Source organism: Natrialba aegyptia DSM 13077, assembly GCF_000337535.1.
Classification (GTDB): Archaea; Halobacteriota; Halobacteria; order Halobacteriales; family Natrialbaceae; genus Natrialba; species Natrialba aegyptia.
Window position 1 is genome coordinate 71,966 of record NZ_AOIP01000032.1, and the last position, 12,846, is coordinate 84,811.

Annotated in this window: 14 protein-coding genes; 3 read left to right on the top strand and 11 right to left on the bottom strand. The window is 65.2% G+C overall.

Translation table 11 applies throughout. The features are described 5' to 3' along the window. Positions 1–2: 2 nt before the first annotated feature. The 4 genes from C480_RS14395 to C480_RS14410 all read right to left on the bottom strand — a co-directional run bounded on the left by C480_RS14395 (position 3) and on the right by C480_RS14410 (position 3,549). Positions 3–1,460 carry a DNA polymerase Y family protein gene (locus C480_RS14395; RefSeq protein WP_006666345.1) on the bottom strand — a complete coding sequence of 486 codons (1,458 nt, stop codon included), beginning with the start codon at positions 1,458–1,460 and terminating at the stop codon, positions 3–5. Positions 1,461–1,539: 79 nt separating this feature from the next. Next, positions 1,540–1,863 carry a transcription factor S gene (locus C480_RS14400; RefSeq protein WP_006666346.1) on the bottom strand — a complete coding sequence of 108 codons (324 nt, stop codon included), beginning with the start codon at positions 1,861–1,863 and terminating at the stop codon, positions 1,540–1,542. Positions 1,864–1,931: 68 nt separating this feature from the next. Next, the gene (locus C480_RS14405) at positions 1,932–3,005 is read right to left on the bottom strand and encodes a beta-ribofuranosylaminobenzene 5'-phosphate synthase family protein (protein ID WP_049903733.1); all 1,074 of its coding nucleotides are present in this window, start codon (positions 3,003–3,005) and stop codon (positions 1,932–1,934) included. A 214-nt stretch (positions 3,006–3,219) separates the two neighbouring features. Next, positions 3,220–3,549 carry a hypothetical protein gene (locus C480_RS14410; RefSeq protein ID WP_006666348.1) on the bottom strand — a complete coding sequence of 110 codons (330 nt, stop codon included), beginning with the start codon at positions 3,547–3,549 and terminating at the stop codon, positions 3,220–3,222. Positions 3,550–3,737: 188 nt separating this feature from the next. Here C480_RS14410 and ilvD point away from each other — a divergent pair, with 188 nt between their 5' ends. Both ilvD and C480_RS23870 read left to right on the top strand, forming a co-directional pair. Continuing rightward, complete coding sequence (ilvD, locus tag C480_RS14415; protein ID WP_006666349.1) at positions 3,738–5,474, top strand: dihydroxy-acid dehydratase; 1,737 nt, start codon at positions 3,738–3,740, stop codon at positions 5,472–5,474. A gap of 75 nt (positions 5,475–5,549) precedes the next feature. Next, a complete protein-coding gene (locus C480_RS23870; protein ID WP_006666350.1) occupies positions 5,550–5,705 on the top strand; it encodes a hypothetical protein in 156 nt (51 codons plus the stop codon). A 123-nt stretch (positions 5,706–5,828) separates the two neighbouring features. Here the strand turns inward: C480_RS23870 and C480_RS14420 are convergent, their stop codons facing one another. Beyond that, positions 5,829–6,407, bottom strand: coding sequence for an adenylyltransferase/cytidyltransferase family protein (locus C480_RS14420; protein WP_006666351.1), 579 nt, complete (start codon positions 6,405–6,407; stop codon positions 5,829–5,831). A 101-nt stretch (positions 6,408–6,508) separates the two neighbouring features. Then, on the bottom strand, positions 6,509–7,003 hold the full coding sequence (locus C480_RS14425; protein WP_006666352.1) for a Mov34/MPN/PAD-1 family protein: 495 nt from the start codon (positions 7,001–7,003) through the stop codon (positions 6,509–6,511). A gap of 243 nt (positions 7,004–7,246) precedes the next feature. On the opposite strand from C480_RS14425, the gene C480_RS14430 reads away from it, so the two are divergent. Further along, the gene (locus C480_RS14430; RefSeq protein ID WP_006666353.1) at positions 7,247–9,166 is read left to right on the top strand and encodes a DHH family phosphoesterase; all 1,920 of its coding nucleotides are present in this window, start codon (positions 7,247–7,249) and stop codon (positions 9,164–9,166) included. 93 nt (positions 9,167–9,259) lie between these two features. Here C480_RS14430 and C480_RS24560 read toward each other — a convergent pair whose 3' ends face one another. The 5 genes from C480_RS24560 to C480_RS14450 form a co-directional block, all read right to left on the bottom strand. Then, positions 9,260–9,388 (bottom strand): hypothetical protein, encoded by a 129-nt coding sequence (locus C480_RS24560; RefSeq protein ID WP_006666354.1) that lies wholly within the window; start codon positions 9,386–9,388, stop codon positions 9,260–9,262. 153 nt (positions 9,389–9,541) lie between these two features. Next, the gene (locus tag C480_RS14435) at positions 9,542–9,865 is read right to left on the bottom strand and encodes a hypothetical protein (protein ID WP_006666355.1); all 324 of its coding nucleotides are present in this window, start codon (positions 9,863–9,865) and stop codon (positions 9,542–9,544) included. A 243-nt stretch (positions 9,866–10,108) separates the two neighbouring features. Beyond that, a complete protein-coding gene (locus C480_RS14440) occupies positions 10,109–10,867 on the bottom strand; it encodes a tRNA-dihydrouridine synthase (protein ID WP_006666356.1) in 759 nt (252 codons plus the stop codon). A gap of 6 nt (positions 10,868–10,873) precedes the next feature. Next, positions 10,874–11,866 (bottom strand): 2-phospho-L-lactate transferase, encoded by a 993-nt coding sequence (gene cofD / locus C480_RS14445; RefSeq protein ID WP_006666357.1) that lies wholly within the window; start codon positions 11,864–11,866, stop codon positions 10,874–10,876. A 93-nt stretch (positions 11,867–11,959) separates the two neighbouring features. Beyond that, positions 11,960–12,763 (bottom strand): aldo/keto reductase, encoded by an 804-nt coding sequence (locus tag C480_RS14450; RefSeq protein WP_006666358.1) that lies wholly within the window; start codon positions 12,761–12,763, stop codon positions 11,960–11,962. Positions 12,764–12,846: the final 83 nt, after the last annotated feature.

The following is a 12,846-nucleotide window of genomic DNA, read 5'->3' on the forward strand; positions in this document are numbered from 1 at the left end:
AACTACAGGAAGTCGCTCAAAAGGGTCTGGCCTCCGGGTACAGACGCGTCTGCGGGAGACTCACTGCTATCGGATGGGTGGGCTTCGTCCTGCGGACCGGTTTCGTGATGCATATCAGTCGTCTCGGCAACCGCTTCGGGTTCCGATTTCCGCGCTGATTTCGACGGGGATGGTGACGGTGTCTCGTCGTCTTGCCCACCGTCGTCACCGTCGTCACTATCGTCACTATCGTCACTATCGTCACCGTCGTCCACCGCAGGACGGTCCCGGTCAGCGGAGGCGACAGCACCCTCCCACCCGTCGAGACTCGTCTGATCAGCCGTCGCGAACTCGAGGTTGGCCACGCGAACGCCGAGTTTCCGGACGGGTTCCGCGTCGAACTCGGTGAAGAGTTCGCGCGCGATCCGGTCGACGAGTTCGGGGTCGTCGACGGGGCCGGGGAGCGACCGGGCCCTGGTGTTGACGTCGAACGGCGGGAGGACGGCCTTGACGCCGACGGTTCTGTACAGCGCGCCCTCCCGTTGCGCGCGGTCGGCGACGGCTGCGGCGAGTGTTTCGATCTGTTCGTATTTCGGGTCCGGATCGGAGACGGGATCGGCGAAGGCCGATTCGCGGGAGAAGCTCTTCGGATCGCCCTTCGGTTCCACGCGGCGGTCGTCCTCGCCGCGCGCGCGGTCGTACAGTTCGCGGCCGCGTTCGCCGAAGCGGTCGACGAGCGGGTCGGGGTCCGCTGCGGCGACGTCGGCGGCCGTTTCGAGTCCCATCGCTCGGAGTTCACGCGCCGTGACGGGACCGACGCCGTGAAGCAACTCGACGTCGAGCGGGGCCAGAAACTCCCGGACCTCGCCGGGCCGGACGACGGTCAATCCGTCGGGTTTGTCGAAGTCGCTTGCGATCTTGGCGGCGCTCATCGTCGGCGCGACGCCGATGCTAACGTCGATGCCGACCTCGCGTCGAATGCGATCCTTGATGTGGCGAGCGAAGCCGTCCGCGACCTCCCAGGCGGTTCGCTCCGTCACGTCGAGGTAGGCCTCGTCGATGCTCACTTCACGGACGGTCTCCGCGCAGTCGTGGAGGATCGTTCGCACGTCGGCGGCGACGGACTCGTAGTAGTCCATGTCGACGGGGCGGTAGTAGCCGGTCTCCTCGCGTTCGAGTTCGGGATCGTGGTCGTCCGCCTCGGGATCGAGTGTGGCGCGGCGCGGCAGGTGCTCGAGCGCGGTCGAGATCGCCTGTGCGCTTTCGACGCCGAACTCGCGGGCCTCGTAGCTCGCCGTCGCGACGGCCCCGACCGTCTCGCCGGGTTCGTACCCCATGCCGACGACGACGGGCGACTCCTGTAACTCGGGCTCGCGCAGGCGCTCACAGGAGGCGTAAAAGCAGTCGGCGTCGACGTGGAGAACGATGCGGTCGGTCGTCTCCGCGGCCTCGACACCGGGCAGTTGCGGCCCATCAGGCATTCGTGTATTCGTATAGTGGTAGGAGCGGGGAGTTGTGAACGTTGCGTCCGCCGCTGGTTGTTCGTCGGTTGGTTCCGGCTCAGTTGTAACCGCGCCAGCGGTGGCCACACTCGGTACACTTGAAGAATCGCGTCGGCGGCTCGTCGGCCGAGGCCGTCTGCTTCAGTGTGTACCAGGCTTCTTGGTTCCCACACTCGTCACAGACGATGTCGGTCGCCTTCGGTTTGCCCTCGAAATTCGCGTTCTCGTCGGACTCGATGACGTCGTCGTCGGTCTGGGCTTCGGTCGTGACGAACTCGTCTTCGCGCTCGCGGTCCCGCTCGCTCGTCGCACCGCAGTTCGCACAGACCATGCGATCGCCGTCCGCCTTCATCATCGAGCCGCAATCGTCGCAAAACTGCATACCGTCGCGTACGAACGCGCACGGCAAAAGCCCCTCGCCTCCCCGCAGTCCGTCACTCGGCGTTTCGATCAGTCGACTCGTATTCTGGCACCCGCTCCCGACGGGGCGGCACGCGAAAGCATGACCGAACCGCCGAGTTCACGATCCGCGAGTGCGTTCTCGGCCGCAGTCACCGCCTCGTCGGCGTGCTCGCGGTCGGTGACGCCGTAGACGACCGGTCCCCACGAGGACTGGCCGACGCCGGAGAGCACCGGACAGCCCTCGAGTTCTTCGACGAGTTCGCCGGCGGGCGGGCGGAAGACGCCGCCCTGGGCGTCGGCGTACCACGCGCCGTTCTTGTGGCCGATCTCGCGGACGGCTTCGCCGAAGGCTTCGAGTCGGCCGGCGGCGGCCGCGGGCAGTAGTTTCCGGGTGACGACGCCGGCGAGTTCGTCCGCGATCGCGGGGTCGGCGCGTTCGACGACGGCGCGCATGCTGGCGTCCTCGTCCTCGCCGCTGCGGCCGGGTTCGGCGTCGGGAACGACGACGAGAAAGCGCCAGTCGTCGGGCAGGTTGTGGCGGGCGACGACCGGGGGAACGGTCCAGTCGCCCTCCGCCGGCGGGGCGGTCGTGAATCGATTCGTCGGGTGGCCGGCGTCGACGACGAAGCCGCCGTTTTCGAAGGTTGCGACGCCGACGCCGCTGCGACCACCGCGGCCCATGGCGGGTGCGCGGGAACGGATTTGTGGGTCGTAATTGTGATCGTGGTCGGGGTCGGGGTCGAGGTCGTGATCGTGAACTCGAGCCGTCGCCGCGAGGATCGAGAGGGCAAGTTGCGTGCCGCTGCCGAGGCCGACGTGACGGGGGAGTTGCTCGTCGACAGTCAGCGAAACGCCGGGAACGCCGAGGATATCGACGGCGCGGCTCGCGTACCGCCGAACGAGCGGATCGTCGGCGACGACGTCGGTTGCGCGGGTGGCGACGACGGTGACGCGGGGTTCCGCGAGGCCGATACCGATACCGCCGTAGAGGCGCTCGCGGGCGAGCGAGAGGTTCTGAAAGCCGACGTGGAGTCGAGCGCCGGCGCTGACGGTCACCCTGTCCGTGCCCGCCGCTGACGACGATGGCGCTGGCGTTGTGGCCGGGTCGCTCGAGTGCCGCATGGAAGTCGTGTCCGTTGTACGGATGGTTCCGGCAAGGGGGTTTCGACGCTGGCAACGCCTGACGGCAGTTCGAAGCGACGAGAGAGACCGGAGACGGGCGCGGCTGCCGTCGAGCGTTCTGTGGCCGTAAACAGCGCCCAGCGATCTCACTGCCGGTGAGTCGGACTTCGAGAGAAGGACCCCAGATCAGTCGGATCCGCGGCAAACGCGGTCGCTATCGTTTCGGCGATCCATACTCGACGTGAACGGTCGGCGTACTCGGCGATTCGGACGCCGGAACGCCGTTCCAATCGACGACGTGGATGTTCGCCATCTCGCCGGCGAATCGGAACCGCTGGACACCGACGTCGATCGTTCCCTCGGCGACCTTTTCGGAGACGATCGTCGCCTCCGCGACCGGGTCGTCCGCGAGCATCTCGATCTCGCCGTCGACGGCGATCTCGAACGTCGAGGGGACGCCGCGTCCTACGATCGTAACGAGGTTCGGAAGCTGTTCAGCTGATTGTACGCTCGTATCCTGTGATACCGGATCGTCGCGTGCCATGCTTCGATGAGCTAAACGCCGGGATATAAGCTTTCTTCCTCCGGAATCGATCAAAATCCGTGACCATCAGGCGTAGACGACTTCATTCGTCCGATCCGCCGCTTCGCCGTCCGGCGATCCATGCACTCACCGCTGGAAAGAACGTCCGAGAAACGGTGACTTATGGTTCCCTGCCACAAGGTCCGAGCATGAGCAGCGACGAGTTCGACTACGGCAAAGACGAGCGCCTTCGGAGCCGCGAGGTCACCGAAGGTCCTGACAAGGCACCCCACCGAGCGATGTTCCGTGCGATGGGGTTCGACGGCGAGGATCTCTCCTCGCCGATGATCGGCGTTCCGAACCCGGCGGCGGACATCACGCCGTGTAACGTCCACTTGGACGACGTCGCCGAATCAGCCCTCGACGCTGCCGACGAGGCCGGCGGCATGCCCATCGAGTTCGGCACGATCACGATCTCGGACGCGATTTCGATGGGGACCGAGGGGATGAAAGCGTCGCTCATCTCGCGGGAACTCATCGCCGACAGTGTCGAACTCGTCACGTTCGGCGAGCGCATCGACGGGCTCGTCACCGTCGCGGGCTGCGACAAGAACCTGCCCGGAATGATGATGGCCGCGATCCGGACGGACCTTCCCTCCGTCTTCCTCTACGGCGGGTCGATCATGCCGGGCCAGCACGAGGGCCGGGACGTGACCGTCGTCAACGTCTTCGAGGGGGTCGGCACCTACGCCGCCGGCGAGATGGACGCCGATGAACTCGACGGCCTCGAGCGCAACGCCTGCCCCGGCGCGGGCTCGTGCGGCGGGATGTACACCGCGAACACGATGGCTTCCCTCTCGGAGGCCCTCGGCCTCGCACCCCTGGGAAGCGCGTCCCCGCCCGCCGAGGACGAGGAGCGCTACGAGGTCGCCCGCCGCGCGGGTGAACTCGCCGTCGAAGTCGTCGAAGAAGACCGCCGTCCCTCCGATATCCTCACGCGCGAGTCCTTCGAAAACGCCATCGCGCTCCAGACCGCTGTCGGCGGCTCCACGAACGGCGTCCTCCACCTGCTCGCGCTCGCCCGCGAAGCCGGCGTCGACCTCGACATCGAGGACTTCGACGAGATATCGCGCCGGACGCCGAAGATCGCCGACCTCGCGCCCGGCGGCGACCGCGTGATGAACGATCTCCACGAGATCGGCGGCGTGCCGATCGTCATCCGCCGCCTGCTCGACGCCGACCTGTTCCACGGCGACGCGATGACCGTGACCGGGCGGACCGTCGCGGAGGAACTCGACCGACTCGACCTGCCGGCCGACGACGACGTTTCCGCGGACTTCCTCTACCCCGTCGACGATCCCAAGGAGGTCGAGGGCGCAATCAAGATCCTCTCGGGCAACCTCGCCCCCGACGGCGCGGTGCTCAAGGTCACCGGCGACGACGAGTTCTACCACCAGGGGCCGGCTCGGATCTTCGAGGACGAGGAGGCTGCCATGGAGTACGTCCAGGAAGGTCACATCGAGAGCGGCGACGTGATCGTCATTCGTAACGAGGGACCCAAGGGCGGGCCCGGCATGCGCGAGATGCTCGGCGTCACCGCGGCCGTCGTCGGCGCGGGCCACGAGGACGACGTGGCGCTCATCACGGACGGCCGCTTCTCCGGCGGCACCCGCGGCCCGATGATCGGCCACGTCGCCCCCGAGGCGTTCGTCGGCGGCCCCATCGGCCTGCTCGAAGACGGCGACGAGATCACGGTCGACATTCCCGACCGGACGCTCGATGTCGACGTTGAAGAAGATGAACTCGCGACGCGCCGCGAGGAGTGGGACCAGCCGGATCCGGCCTACGACAACGGCGTGTTAGCGAAGTTCGGTCGGGATTTCGGCTCGGCGTCGAACGGAGCGGTGACGAATCCGGGGCTTAAATCAGACCTAGACGGAGCGTAAGCACCGTCTACCGGCCGCTCCCCCTTCTATTTCCTGCACGAGATTTTCCCCGAACTATCACCGAGGGTCGAGTAGATGTACAAGTACTGTCTCGAGTGTGACTGGCAGTTCGATACGGCGGGCGACCACACCGAGGCCGAGATTTCGAAACGCGCAATCGAGCACTTCGTCGAAACGGGACACACTGTCGATTCACTCCGCTTGCCACCGCCAGTCGTGCGCAGAAATTGACGCGGCTGGCTTCCCTCGGTGGGCGTTGTACGTTGTGCACTACCACCGCGGCCGCCCGCTCTCAGCGAGCAGCGATCGGGCGGGTGGCTAACTGCTGATTGCTTACGGCTGACTGCGTACCGCTTACCCGCGACGGTCGAGAATTCGCTCGATAATCAGCCGCGTCGAAAGGAGTTCATCCTCGTGGGCGGGGTCTCGCCCGCTCGCCCGCTCGACCGTACAGTCGATCTCCCGCCGGTCGAGTTCAGCCTGGATCGCCGCCGGGTCGTGGTGTTGGTCGTGGCCGAGGACGATGACGTCCGGGTCGATCCGTTCGATCGGGACGAAGATGTCTTCTTCGTGCCCGAGGAGGGCCTCGTCGACGGGTTCGAGTGCGTCGACGACATCGCGTCGCTGGGCCGCCGAGCAGATCGGCGCTTCCTTGTGATCGACGTTTGCCTTGCGGGCGACGATCACGTACAGTTCCTCGCCCATCGCGGCGGCCTCTTCGAGATAGTGGACGTGACCCGGATGGAGGATATCGAAGGTCCCCTGAGCGATGACCGTTCGAGAACTCGGCTCTGTGTTCGAGCGGCTGTTTCTGTCGGTGTCTCCGTTCGTGTTCGTTCCCCCGTCCGTATCCGTACTCCCGTCCGCGTCTGCGTCCGTATCCGATCGTGAATGTGCTCGCCGCTCGTCCGACTGAGATGCTGAGTCTGTCATACGTCCGTAGCTTGCTCGGCTCGTTGCCGTTTGTCGTGCGTGGTCTGTCGCGGTCGTCCGCCGTCGTTTCGTCGGTGCTCGTCGCCTTCAGCCATCGGCTGTCACCGGAGTTCCTCGTCGATATCCGCCTGCGTGAAATCGAAGAAGTCCTCGGTCTCGGGCAAGTCGACGTCGATCACGTTCAGGGTCGTTCGCTTCCCCTGCGAGTCGAACGCCTTCCAGTCGTGTTGGCGGTACGGCGCGCCGATAATGATGTGGACGCTGCCGCGACCGAAGGTCTGTAGATCCGCACTGCTCGGGCTGATAACGCCGTTCGGGTGGGAGTGAACGCTTCCGAGTGCCTTCACGTCGTTCGGAATTTGGCTCGTCTTGACCGTCGCGCTCACGCTGTTGGATTCGGTCCCCGGCACCACGAGAACGTCCGTGATGACGAGCCCGTCCCGCTCCAACCCCAGTCGTTCCGCTTCGGTTCCCCGCAGGAATCCCATATACTCGTTCGGATGGGACGCCTCCGAAGACTCCATGGCGAACTCGAGGGTTTCCTCGGCAATACCGAGGATCTCGTTCGAGCGAAACAGCGCGTCGAGCAGCCCCATATCACCTCCTGCGGCCTTGCGGTTGCTAAACGTTCCGATGCAGCGGCTCCTCCCGACTCCAGTACGATTCGTTCCCGCTCCACACCCCGAAGACCGTCCGGCAGTCACTCGCCGCCGCTGTTACTACTCGCTACAACCGATAGAACCGATGAACGCCGTCTTCTGCGGCCCTGCTGGCAGTCCGAGGCTGTCGTCGCTGCTTGACAAGGGTTATACGCGGCCGTCACTAACCCGACATTCAAGATGACACGTGAGGCCGCCGGGGTCCCCGGCGACGACGACGGGGATTCCGTCGTCTACGATCTCGATGCTGATTGTACCGCAGACGATGTCGAACGAAACCAGCCCTATCTCGCCGAAATCAACGGCATTGTCGACTACGGCGTCTTCGTCGATCTCTCCGAAAGCGTCTCCGGACTCGTCCACGAGTCCGTTCTCGAAGGCACCTACGCCGTCGGCGACGAACTCGTCGTCGAACTCGAAACCGTCCGGGATAACGGCGATCTTGCCTTCGAACCCGCCGATATCGATGTCGAGGGTGACGAGTATACCGTCGAAGGTATCTCTCACGACTACACGCTGACCGGAACCAACCGCCTCGAGAGTTCGATCGGCGAACAGATCCACGTCGAGGGCGAGGTCGTACAGGTCAAACAGACCGGCGGCCCGACCATCTTCCACATCACCGACGAGTTCGGCGTCGTCCCCTGTGCGGCATTCGAAGAGGCCGGCGTTCGCGCCTATCCGCAGGTCGAAGTCGGCGACGTGGTCCGCGTTACGGGGACGCCCGAACACCGCGAGGGATCGGTCCAGATCGAAGTCGACGGGCTCTCGAAACTCGAGGGAGAAATCGCCGAGGAAGCCCGCGAGCGACTCGATACCGCACTCGAAGAGCGCGCCGAGCCACACGATGTGGACTCGCTGATCGACTGGCCCGCGTTCGAAAAGCTGCGACCGAACCTAGAGGAGGTCGCGACGTTGCTTCGTCGGACGGTACTCGAGGGCCGCCCGATCCGCGTGCGCCACCACGCAGACGGCGACGGGATGTGCGCTGCCGTCCCCGTTCAGATCGCACTCGAGCGGTTCATCGCCGACGTTCACGAGGATGAAAACGCGCCCCAGCACCTCATCAAGCGTCTGCCCGCGAAGGCCCCGTTCTACGAGATGGAAGACGCCACGCGGGACTTGAACTTCGCGCTCGAAGACCGCGAAAAACACGGCCAGCAGCTCCCGCTGCTCCTGATGCTCGATAACGGCTCGACGGCCGAGGACGTGCCGGCCTACGAGGCGCTGACCCACTACGACATTCCGATCGTCGCGATCGATCACCACCACCCCGATCCCGACGCCGTCGGCGACCTCCTCGACGCCCACGTCAACCCCTACCTCCACGACGAGGACTACCGGATCACCACGGGCATGCTCTGCGTCGAACTCGCCCGGATGATCTACCCGGACATCACGGACGAACTCCGCCACGTCCCCGCTGTCGCCGGTCTCTCGGACCGCTCGAAAGCCGACGCGCTGGACGACTACATCGAACTCGCTGCCGACGAAGGCTACGACGAGGATCGGCTGCAAGACGTCAGCGAAGCCCTCGACTACGCCGCCTTCTGGCTGCGCTATAACTCCGGCGACCAACTGATCCAGGACCTGCTCCAGATCGACAGCGACGACGAGCAGCGCCACCGCGAACTCATCTCGTTCTTCGCCAACCGCGCCCGCGAAGAAGTCGACGAACAACTCGACGCCGCCATGTCCCACCTCGAACACGAGGACCTGGACAACGGTGCTCACCTCTACCGGATCGACGTCGAAAACTACGCCCACCGCTTTACCTACCCCGCACCGGGTAAGACCACCGGCGAAATTCACGACCGCAAGATCGAGGAAACCGGCGATCCCGTCATCACGGTCGGCTACGGCCCCGACTTCGCCGTCCTGCGCTCGGACGGCGTCCGCCTCGACATCCCGCAGATGGTCTCCGAACTCGAAGACGAAGTACCGGGCGGCGGCGTCTCCGGCGGCGGCCACCTCGTCGTCGGCTCGATCAAGTTCGTCAAAGGCAAACGCGAGGACGTCATCGACGCGCTGGTCGAGAAGATGGAAGAAGCAGAGATCGACGAGGCGCTCTCGAGCGCAGCGCCGATCGACGACGACTAACTCCGGTCATCCGGCGGTCCGATTTCCTGCGGCTTGTCGTTCAAGAACTCGTCCCAGAATAGCGGCCGTAAAACGCTGATTTCTCTCCTTCTCTCAGTCCGATCCGTGACGGGGCGTGAATCCGCAGTCTACGCACTCGAAGGAGTCGTAGCTGACCGCGAGTTCACCGGCGCAGGATGGACAGCGGTACGTCGTGTCGGTATCGCGTTGGGTGATTGCCATGGTTGGAGTCGAGTGATCAGCACCAATAAGCGCACCTATTATGGAGACTGAATTCTCAAGTGACATTAAAACACATACGTTATTCGCTACCGAGCGGAATGTCGGACGGTCCCACTGGTGGATCGAGTTCGCAAGCCGGGAAGCGCCGAGTCTCTAGAACTGGTACCGTCGCTCGTCGTCCATCGTCGGATACTGGTCCGCGCCGGTCATCTCGTCGAAGGTCATCCCAGAGAGGTACTCGTCGTACGTGACGTCGAAGCCCGAACGCAGGTGGAAATCGAGCGATCCGGTCTCGACGCTCGACTGAAAGAGCATGTGGATCGCGCGCCGAACGAGTTCGTCCGTTTCGTCGGGTTCGAGCGCCGTTTCGAGCATCGCGAGTTCGTTTCGGGTTTCGCGGTCGAGCGAGACGGTGAGGTCGTCGTCGAACGCGCTGTAGGAGTCTTGCATTGCCGCGGAGAGGTCGTCGAGGCTCATAGGGGGTGGAGGTGTGCCCGCTGGAAAATCTTTTCGTGGTGTCGTCGGCAGCGAGTCGGCGGGGGGCCGCGTTACGAACTCGAGTCGACGTTCGCTCGCTCGCCGAGTCGGCGCGTTGCAGCATCGTGAACGCGTTCGAGCACGACGGGGTTGTCANGTCGTCGAGGCTCATAGGGGGTGGAGGTGTGCCCGCTGGAAAATCTTTTCGTGGTGTCGTCGGCAGCGAGTCGGCGGGTGGCCGCGTTACGAACTCGAGTCGACGTTCGCTCGCTCGCCGAGTCGGCGCGTTGCAGCATCGTGAACGCGTTCGAGCACGACGGGGTTGTCGCTCGGCCGGCCGACGCTCACCGCGTCGGCCCCGTATTCGGCGTACTCGCGAACGGTTTCGTCGTCGCGGACGCCGTTGTTGGCGACGACGAACAGGTCCGTCGAGGCGGTGATGTCGGCGATGACCGACTCGGTGTCCATCGCGTCGACGTGGACGAACGCGGCCCCTGCGCGTTCGAGTTCACGAGCGAGCGCCGGCAGTTCGACGCCGGGAACCTCCGCGCGGACTTTCGCGCCGACGGTGACACCGGTGGCTGCGGCCGCCTCGACGTAGCCGGCGAGGCGCTCGCGGTCGGCCAGGAGCGTCTCGCCGCAGCCGACGGCGCAGAGTTCGTCCTGTCTGCAGTGGGCGTTGATCTCGAGGAAGGCGTCGTGGCCGTCGCAGATGCGGGCCGCCTCGACGATCGGGCCCGGCGTCGTACTGCGAACGTTAAACGCGGGCTGGATCGGCGCGTCCGCCAGGGCCTCGAGTTCGCGGTCGATGAAGGCGAGCGGATCGTCCGGGATGAACTCGGTGCGGTCGCGGGCGACGAGTTCTCGCGCCGCTGCTCTGGCGTCTGCGTCGAGGGCGATGCCGCCGAGGAACGCGGCCCCGGCGTATTCGGAGCCAGCGCGTGCCCAGTCGGCGTTCGATTCGCCGCTGAGGCTGGCGAGTGCGAGCGGAGGCGTGAACATCGTGACTCAACTGACGATGTCGATCGCTTCGGCGACCGCACGGATAACTCGTCTGGCATCCGCTTGGGAGTCGATTCGGATGTCCGTCTGAATCGTCGGGCGGTCGAACTCGGCGTCGTCGTCCGTGTCGATCACGTACGCGTCGGCGAACGGATAGGCGGTCGCGAGTCCGGACGTACTCGGTTCTGCGTTGACCGCCTGCATCAACTCGCCGGCCGGCCCGGAGAAGGCGTCGTCGCCGAGGAACGGGGAGACGACGACGACCGTCGTCTGAGCGAGTGCGTCCGCAAACCCGGGCAGCGCGAGCATCGGCCCGATACTCGTCACCGGATTCGACGGGCCGATCACGACGGTATCATCGAGCGCGTCGAGCACGCCCGGCGCTGGCTCCGCCGTGGACGAACCGCGGAACTCGACGGTGTCGACTGACGGCTCGCCCCGACGACCGACCCAGTACTCCTGGAAGTGCATCATTCCCTCCGGCGTGTGGATAAGACTCGCGACGGGATCGTCGCTCATCGGCAGGAGGTCGACGTCGAGTCCGAACGCGTCGGCGAGTCGTGCGGTCGCCTCGCTCAGCGTGTGACCCTGATCGATCAGACTCGTTCGCGTGATGTGGACCGCCCGGTCCCGGTCGCCGATCGTCATGAACTCGGCGACCCCGGAAAAGCGCCGCCAGTTCGCGAGTTCACGCCCGGCGGTCTGTTTCTCCGTCGGAAGGTACTGCGGTCCCTCGGGAAGGTCGGCGGCCGAGGCGATGTCCATCAGCGCCGAATTGGTTCGATGCGTGTCGTCGTCGATGCCCCACCACTGCTCCCGATCGAGGATCCCGCCGCCCTGAAAGAGCAACGTATCGACGTCCGGCGAGACGAACAGTCCGCCGAGTTCGATGTCGTCGCCCGTGTTGGCGACGATCGTCGTCTCCTCCGGTGAGAACGCGACGCCGGCACCGTCCAACAATTTCGGCGTTCCGGTGCCCCCGGAGAGGAAGGTAACCATATCCCAGACTCTCGCCTGTGAGTACTTAATCACTTGTGGCCACGGCCGTGGTACCATTGCTCACGGATCGTACCGACGAGGCGGCGAAGACGGCTATCGATTCCAGGGCGCTTCGTCGGGATCGACCACCCGCTCACCGCGATCGAGTTCGTTGATCTCGCCGAACTCGTCCTCGCCGAGATCGATCTCGCGCGCCGCGTAGTTCTCGCGGATGTGGTCGCCGGTCGCTTTTGGGATCGGGACGACGCCGTCGCGCTGGCAGTGCCAGGCGAGCGCGATCTGGATCGGATCGGAATCGTGGGCGGCCGCGATCTCCTGGAGCGTCTCGCTCTCGGCGAGTTCGCCGCGGGCGATCGGGCAGTACGCGACCGTCTGTATCTCTCGTTCCCGAGCGAGGGAGACGAGTTCGTCCTGCTGGAGCCACGGGTGGAGTTCGATCTGGTGGGCGAGAAGCGGCGAGTCGAGGGTGTCGGCGGCCTCACGGAGGAGGTTCGGGGTGAAGTTGCTCACGCCGACGTGGCGGGTCAGCCCCTGCGTTCGGGCCTCGTCGAACGCGGGGAGGGTATCCGCTGGGTCGTAAGCGCCGGTCGGCCAGTGAACGTACAGCAGGTCGACGGTCTCGACGCCGAGACGGTCGAGGCTCTCGCGGGTCGTCTCGAGAACGTCCTCGCCGGCCAGGTTCGAAGGGTGGACCTTCGTCGCGAGGAAGATCTCGTCGCGGTCGACATCGGTTTGCTCGAGGGCACGACCGACGGCCCGTTCGTTGTCGTACATCTGGGCAGTGTCGACGTGCCGGTAGCCCGTTTCGAGTGCCGTGACGACAGCGTCAGTACAGCTCTCGCCGTCGTGGCCGGACGTGCCGAACCCCGGCTGTGGAAGTTGTATGTGAATGGACACGTTCGACTGTACGCCGAGGTCGTACTCGGGCGTGGGGGAACCGGCAAATGGGAACGAAAACAGAAATGGAAACGAGAACGGGA

Excerpts from the sequence above, each read along its gene's own strand:
- ilvD (WP_006666349.1), top strand. The coding sequence starts at position 3,738 with ATGAGCAGCGACGAGTTCGACTACGGCAAAGACGAGCGCCTTCGGAGC.
- C480_RS23870 (WP_006666350.1), top strand. The coding sequence starts at position 5,550 with ATGTACAAGTACTGTCTCGAGTGTGACTGGCAGTTCGATACGGCGGGC.
- C480_RS14400 (WP_006666346.1), bottom strand. The coding sequence starts at position 1,863 with ATGCAGTTTTGCGACGATTGCGGCTCGATGATGAAGGCGGACGGCGAT.
- C480_RS24560 (WP_006666354.1), bottom strand. The coding sequence starts at position 9,388 with ATGGCAATCACCCAACGCGATACCGACACGACGTACCGCTGTCCATCC.
- C480_RS14425 (WP_006666352.1), bottom strand. The coding sequence starts at position 7,003 with ATGGGGCTGCTCGACGCGCTGTTTCGCTCGAACGAGATCCTCGGTATT.
- C480_RS14420 (WP_006666351.1), bottom strand. The coding sequence starts at position 6,407 with ATGACAGACTCAGCATCTCAGTCGGACGAGCGGCGAGCACATTCACGA.
- cofD (WP_006666357.1), bottom strand. The coding sequence starts at position 11,866 with ATGGTTACCTTCCTCTCCGGGGGCACCGGAACGCCGAAATTGTTGGAC.
- C480_RS14410 (WP_006666348.1), bottom strand. The coding sequence starts at position 3,549 with ATGGCACGCGACGATCCGGTATCACAGGATACGAGCGTACAATCAGCT.
- C480_RS14430 (WP_006666353.1), top strand. The coding sequence starts at position 7,247 with ATGACACGTGAGGCCGCCGGGGTCCCCGGCGACGACGACGGGGATTCC.
- C480_RS14405 (WP_049903733.1), bottom strand. The coding sequence starts at position 3,005 with ATGCGGCACTCGAGCGACCCGGCCACAACGCCAGCGCCATCGTCGTCA.
- C480_RS14435 (WP_006666355.1), bottom strand. The coding sequence starts at position 9,865 with ATGAGCCTCGACGACCTCTCCGCGGCAATGCAAGACTCCTACAGCGCG.
- C480_RS14395 (WP_006666345.1), bottom strand. The coding sequence starts at position 1,460 with ATGCCTGATGGGCCGCAACTGCCCGGTGTCGAGGCCGCGGAGACGACC.
- C480_RS14440 (WP_006666356.1), bottom strand. The coding sequence starts at position 10,867 with ATGTTCACGCCTCCGCTCGCACTCGCCAGCCTCAGCGGCGAATCGAAC.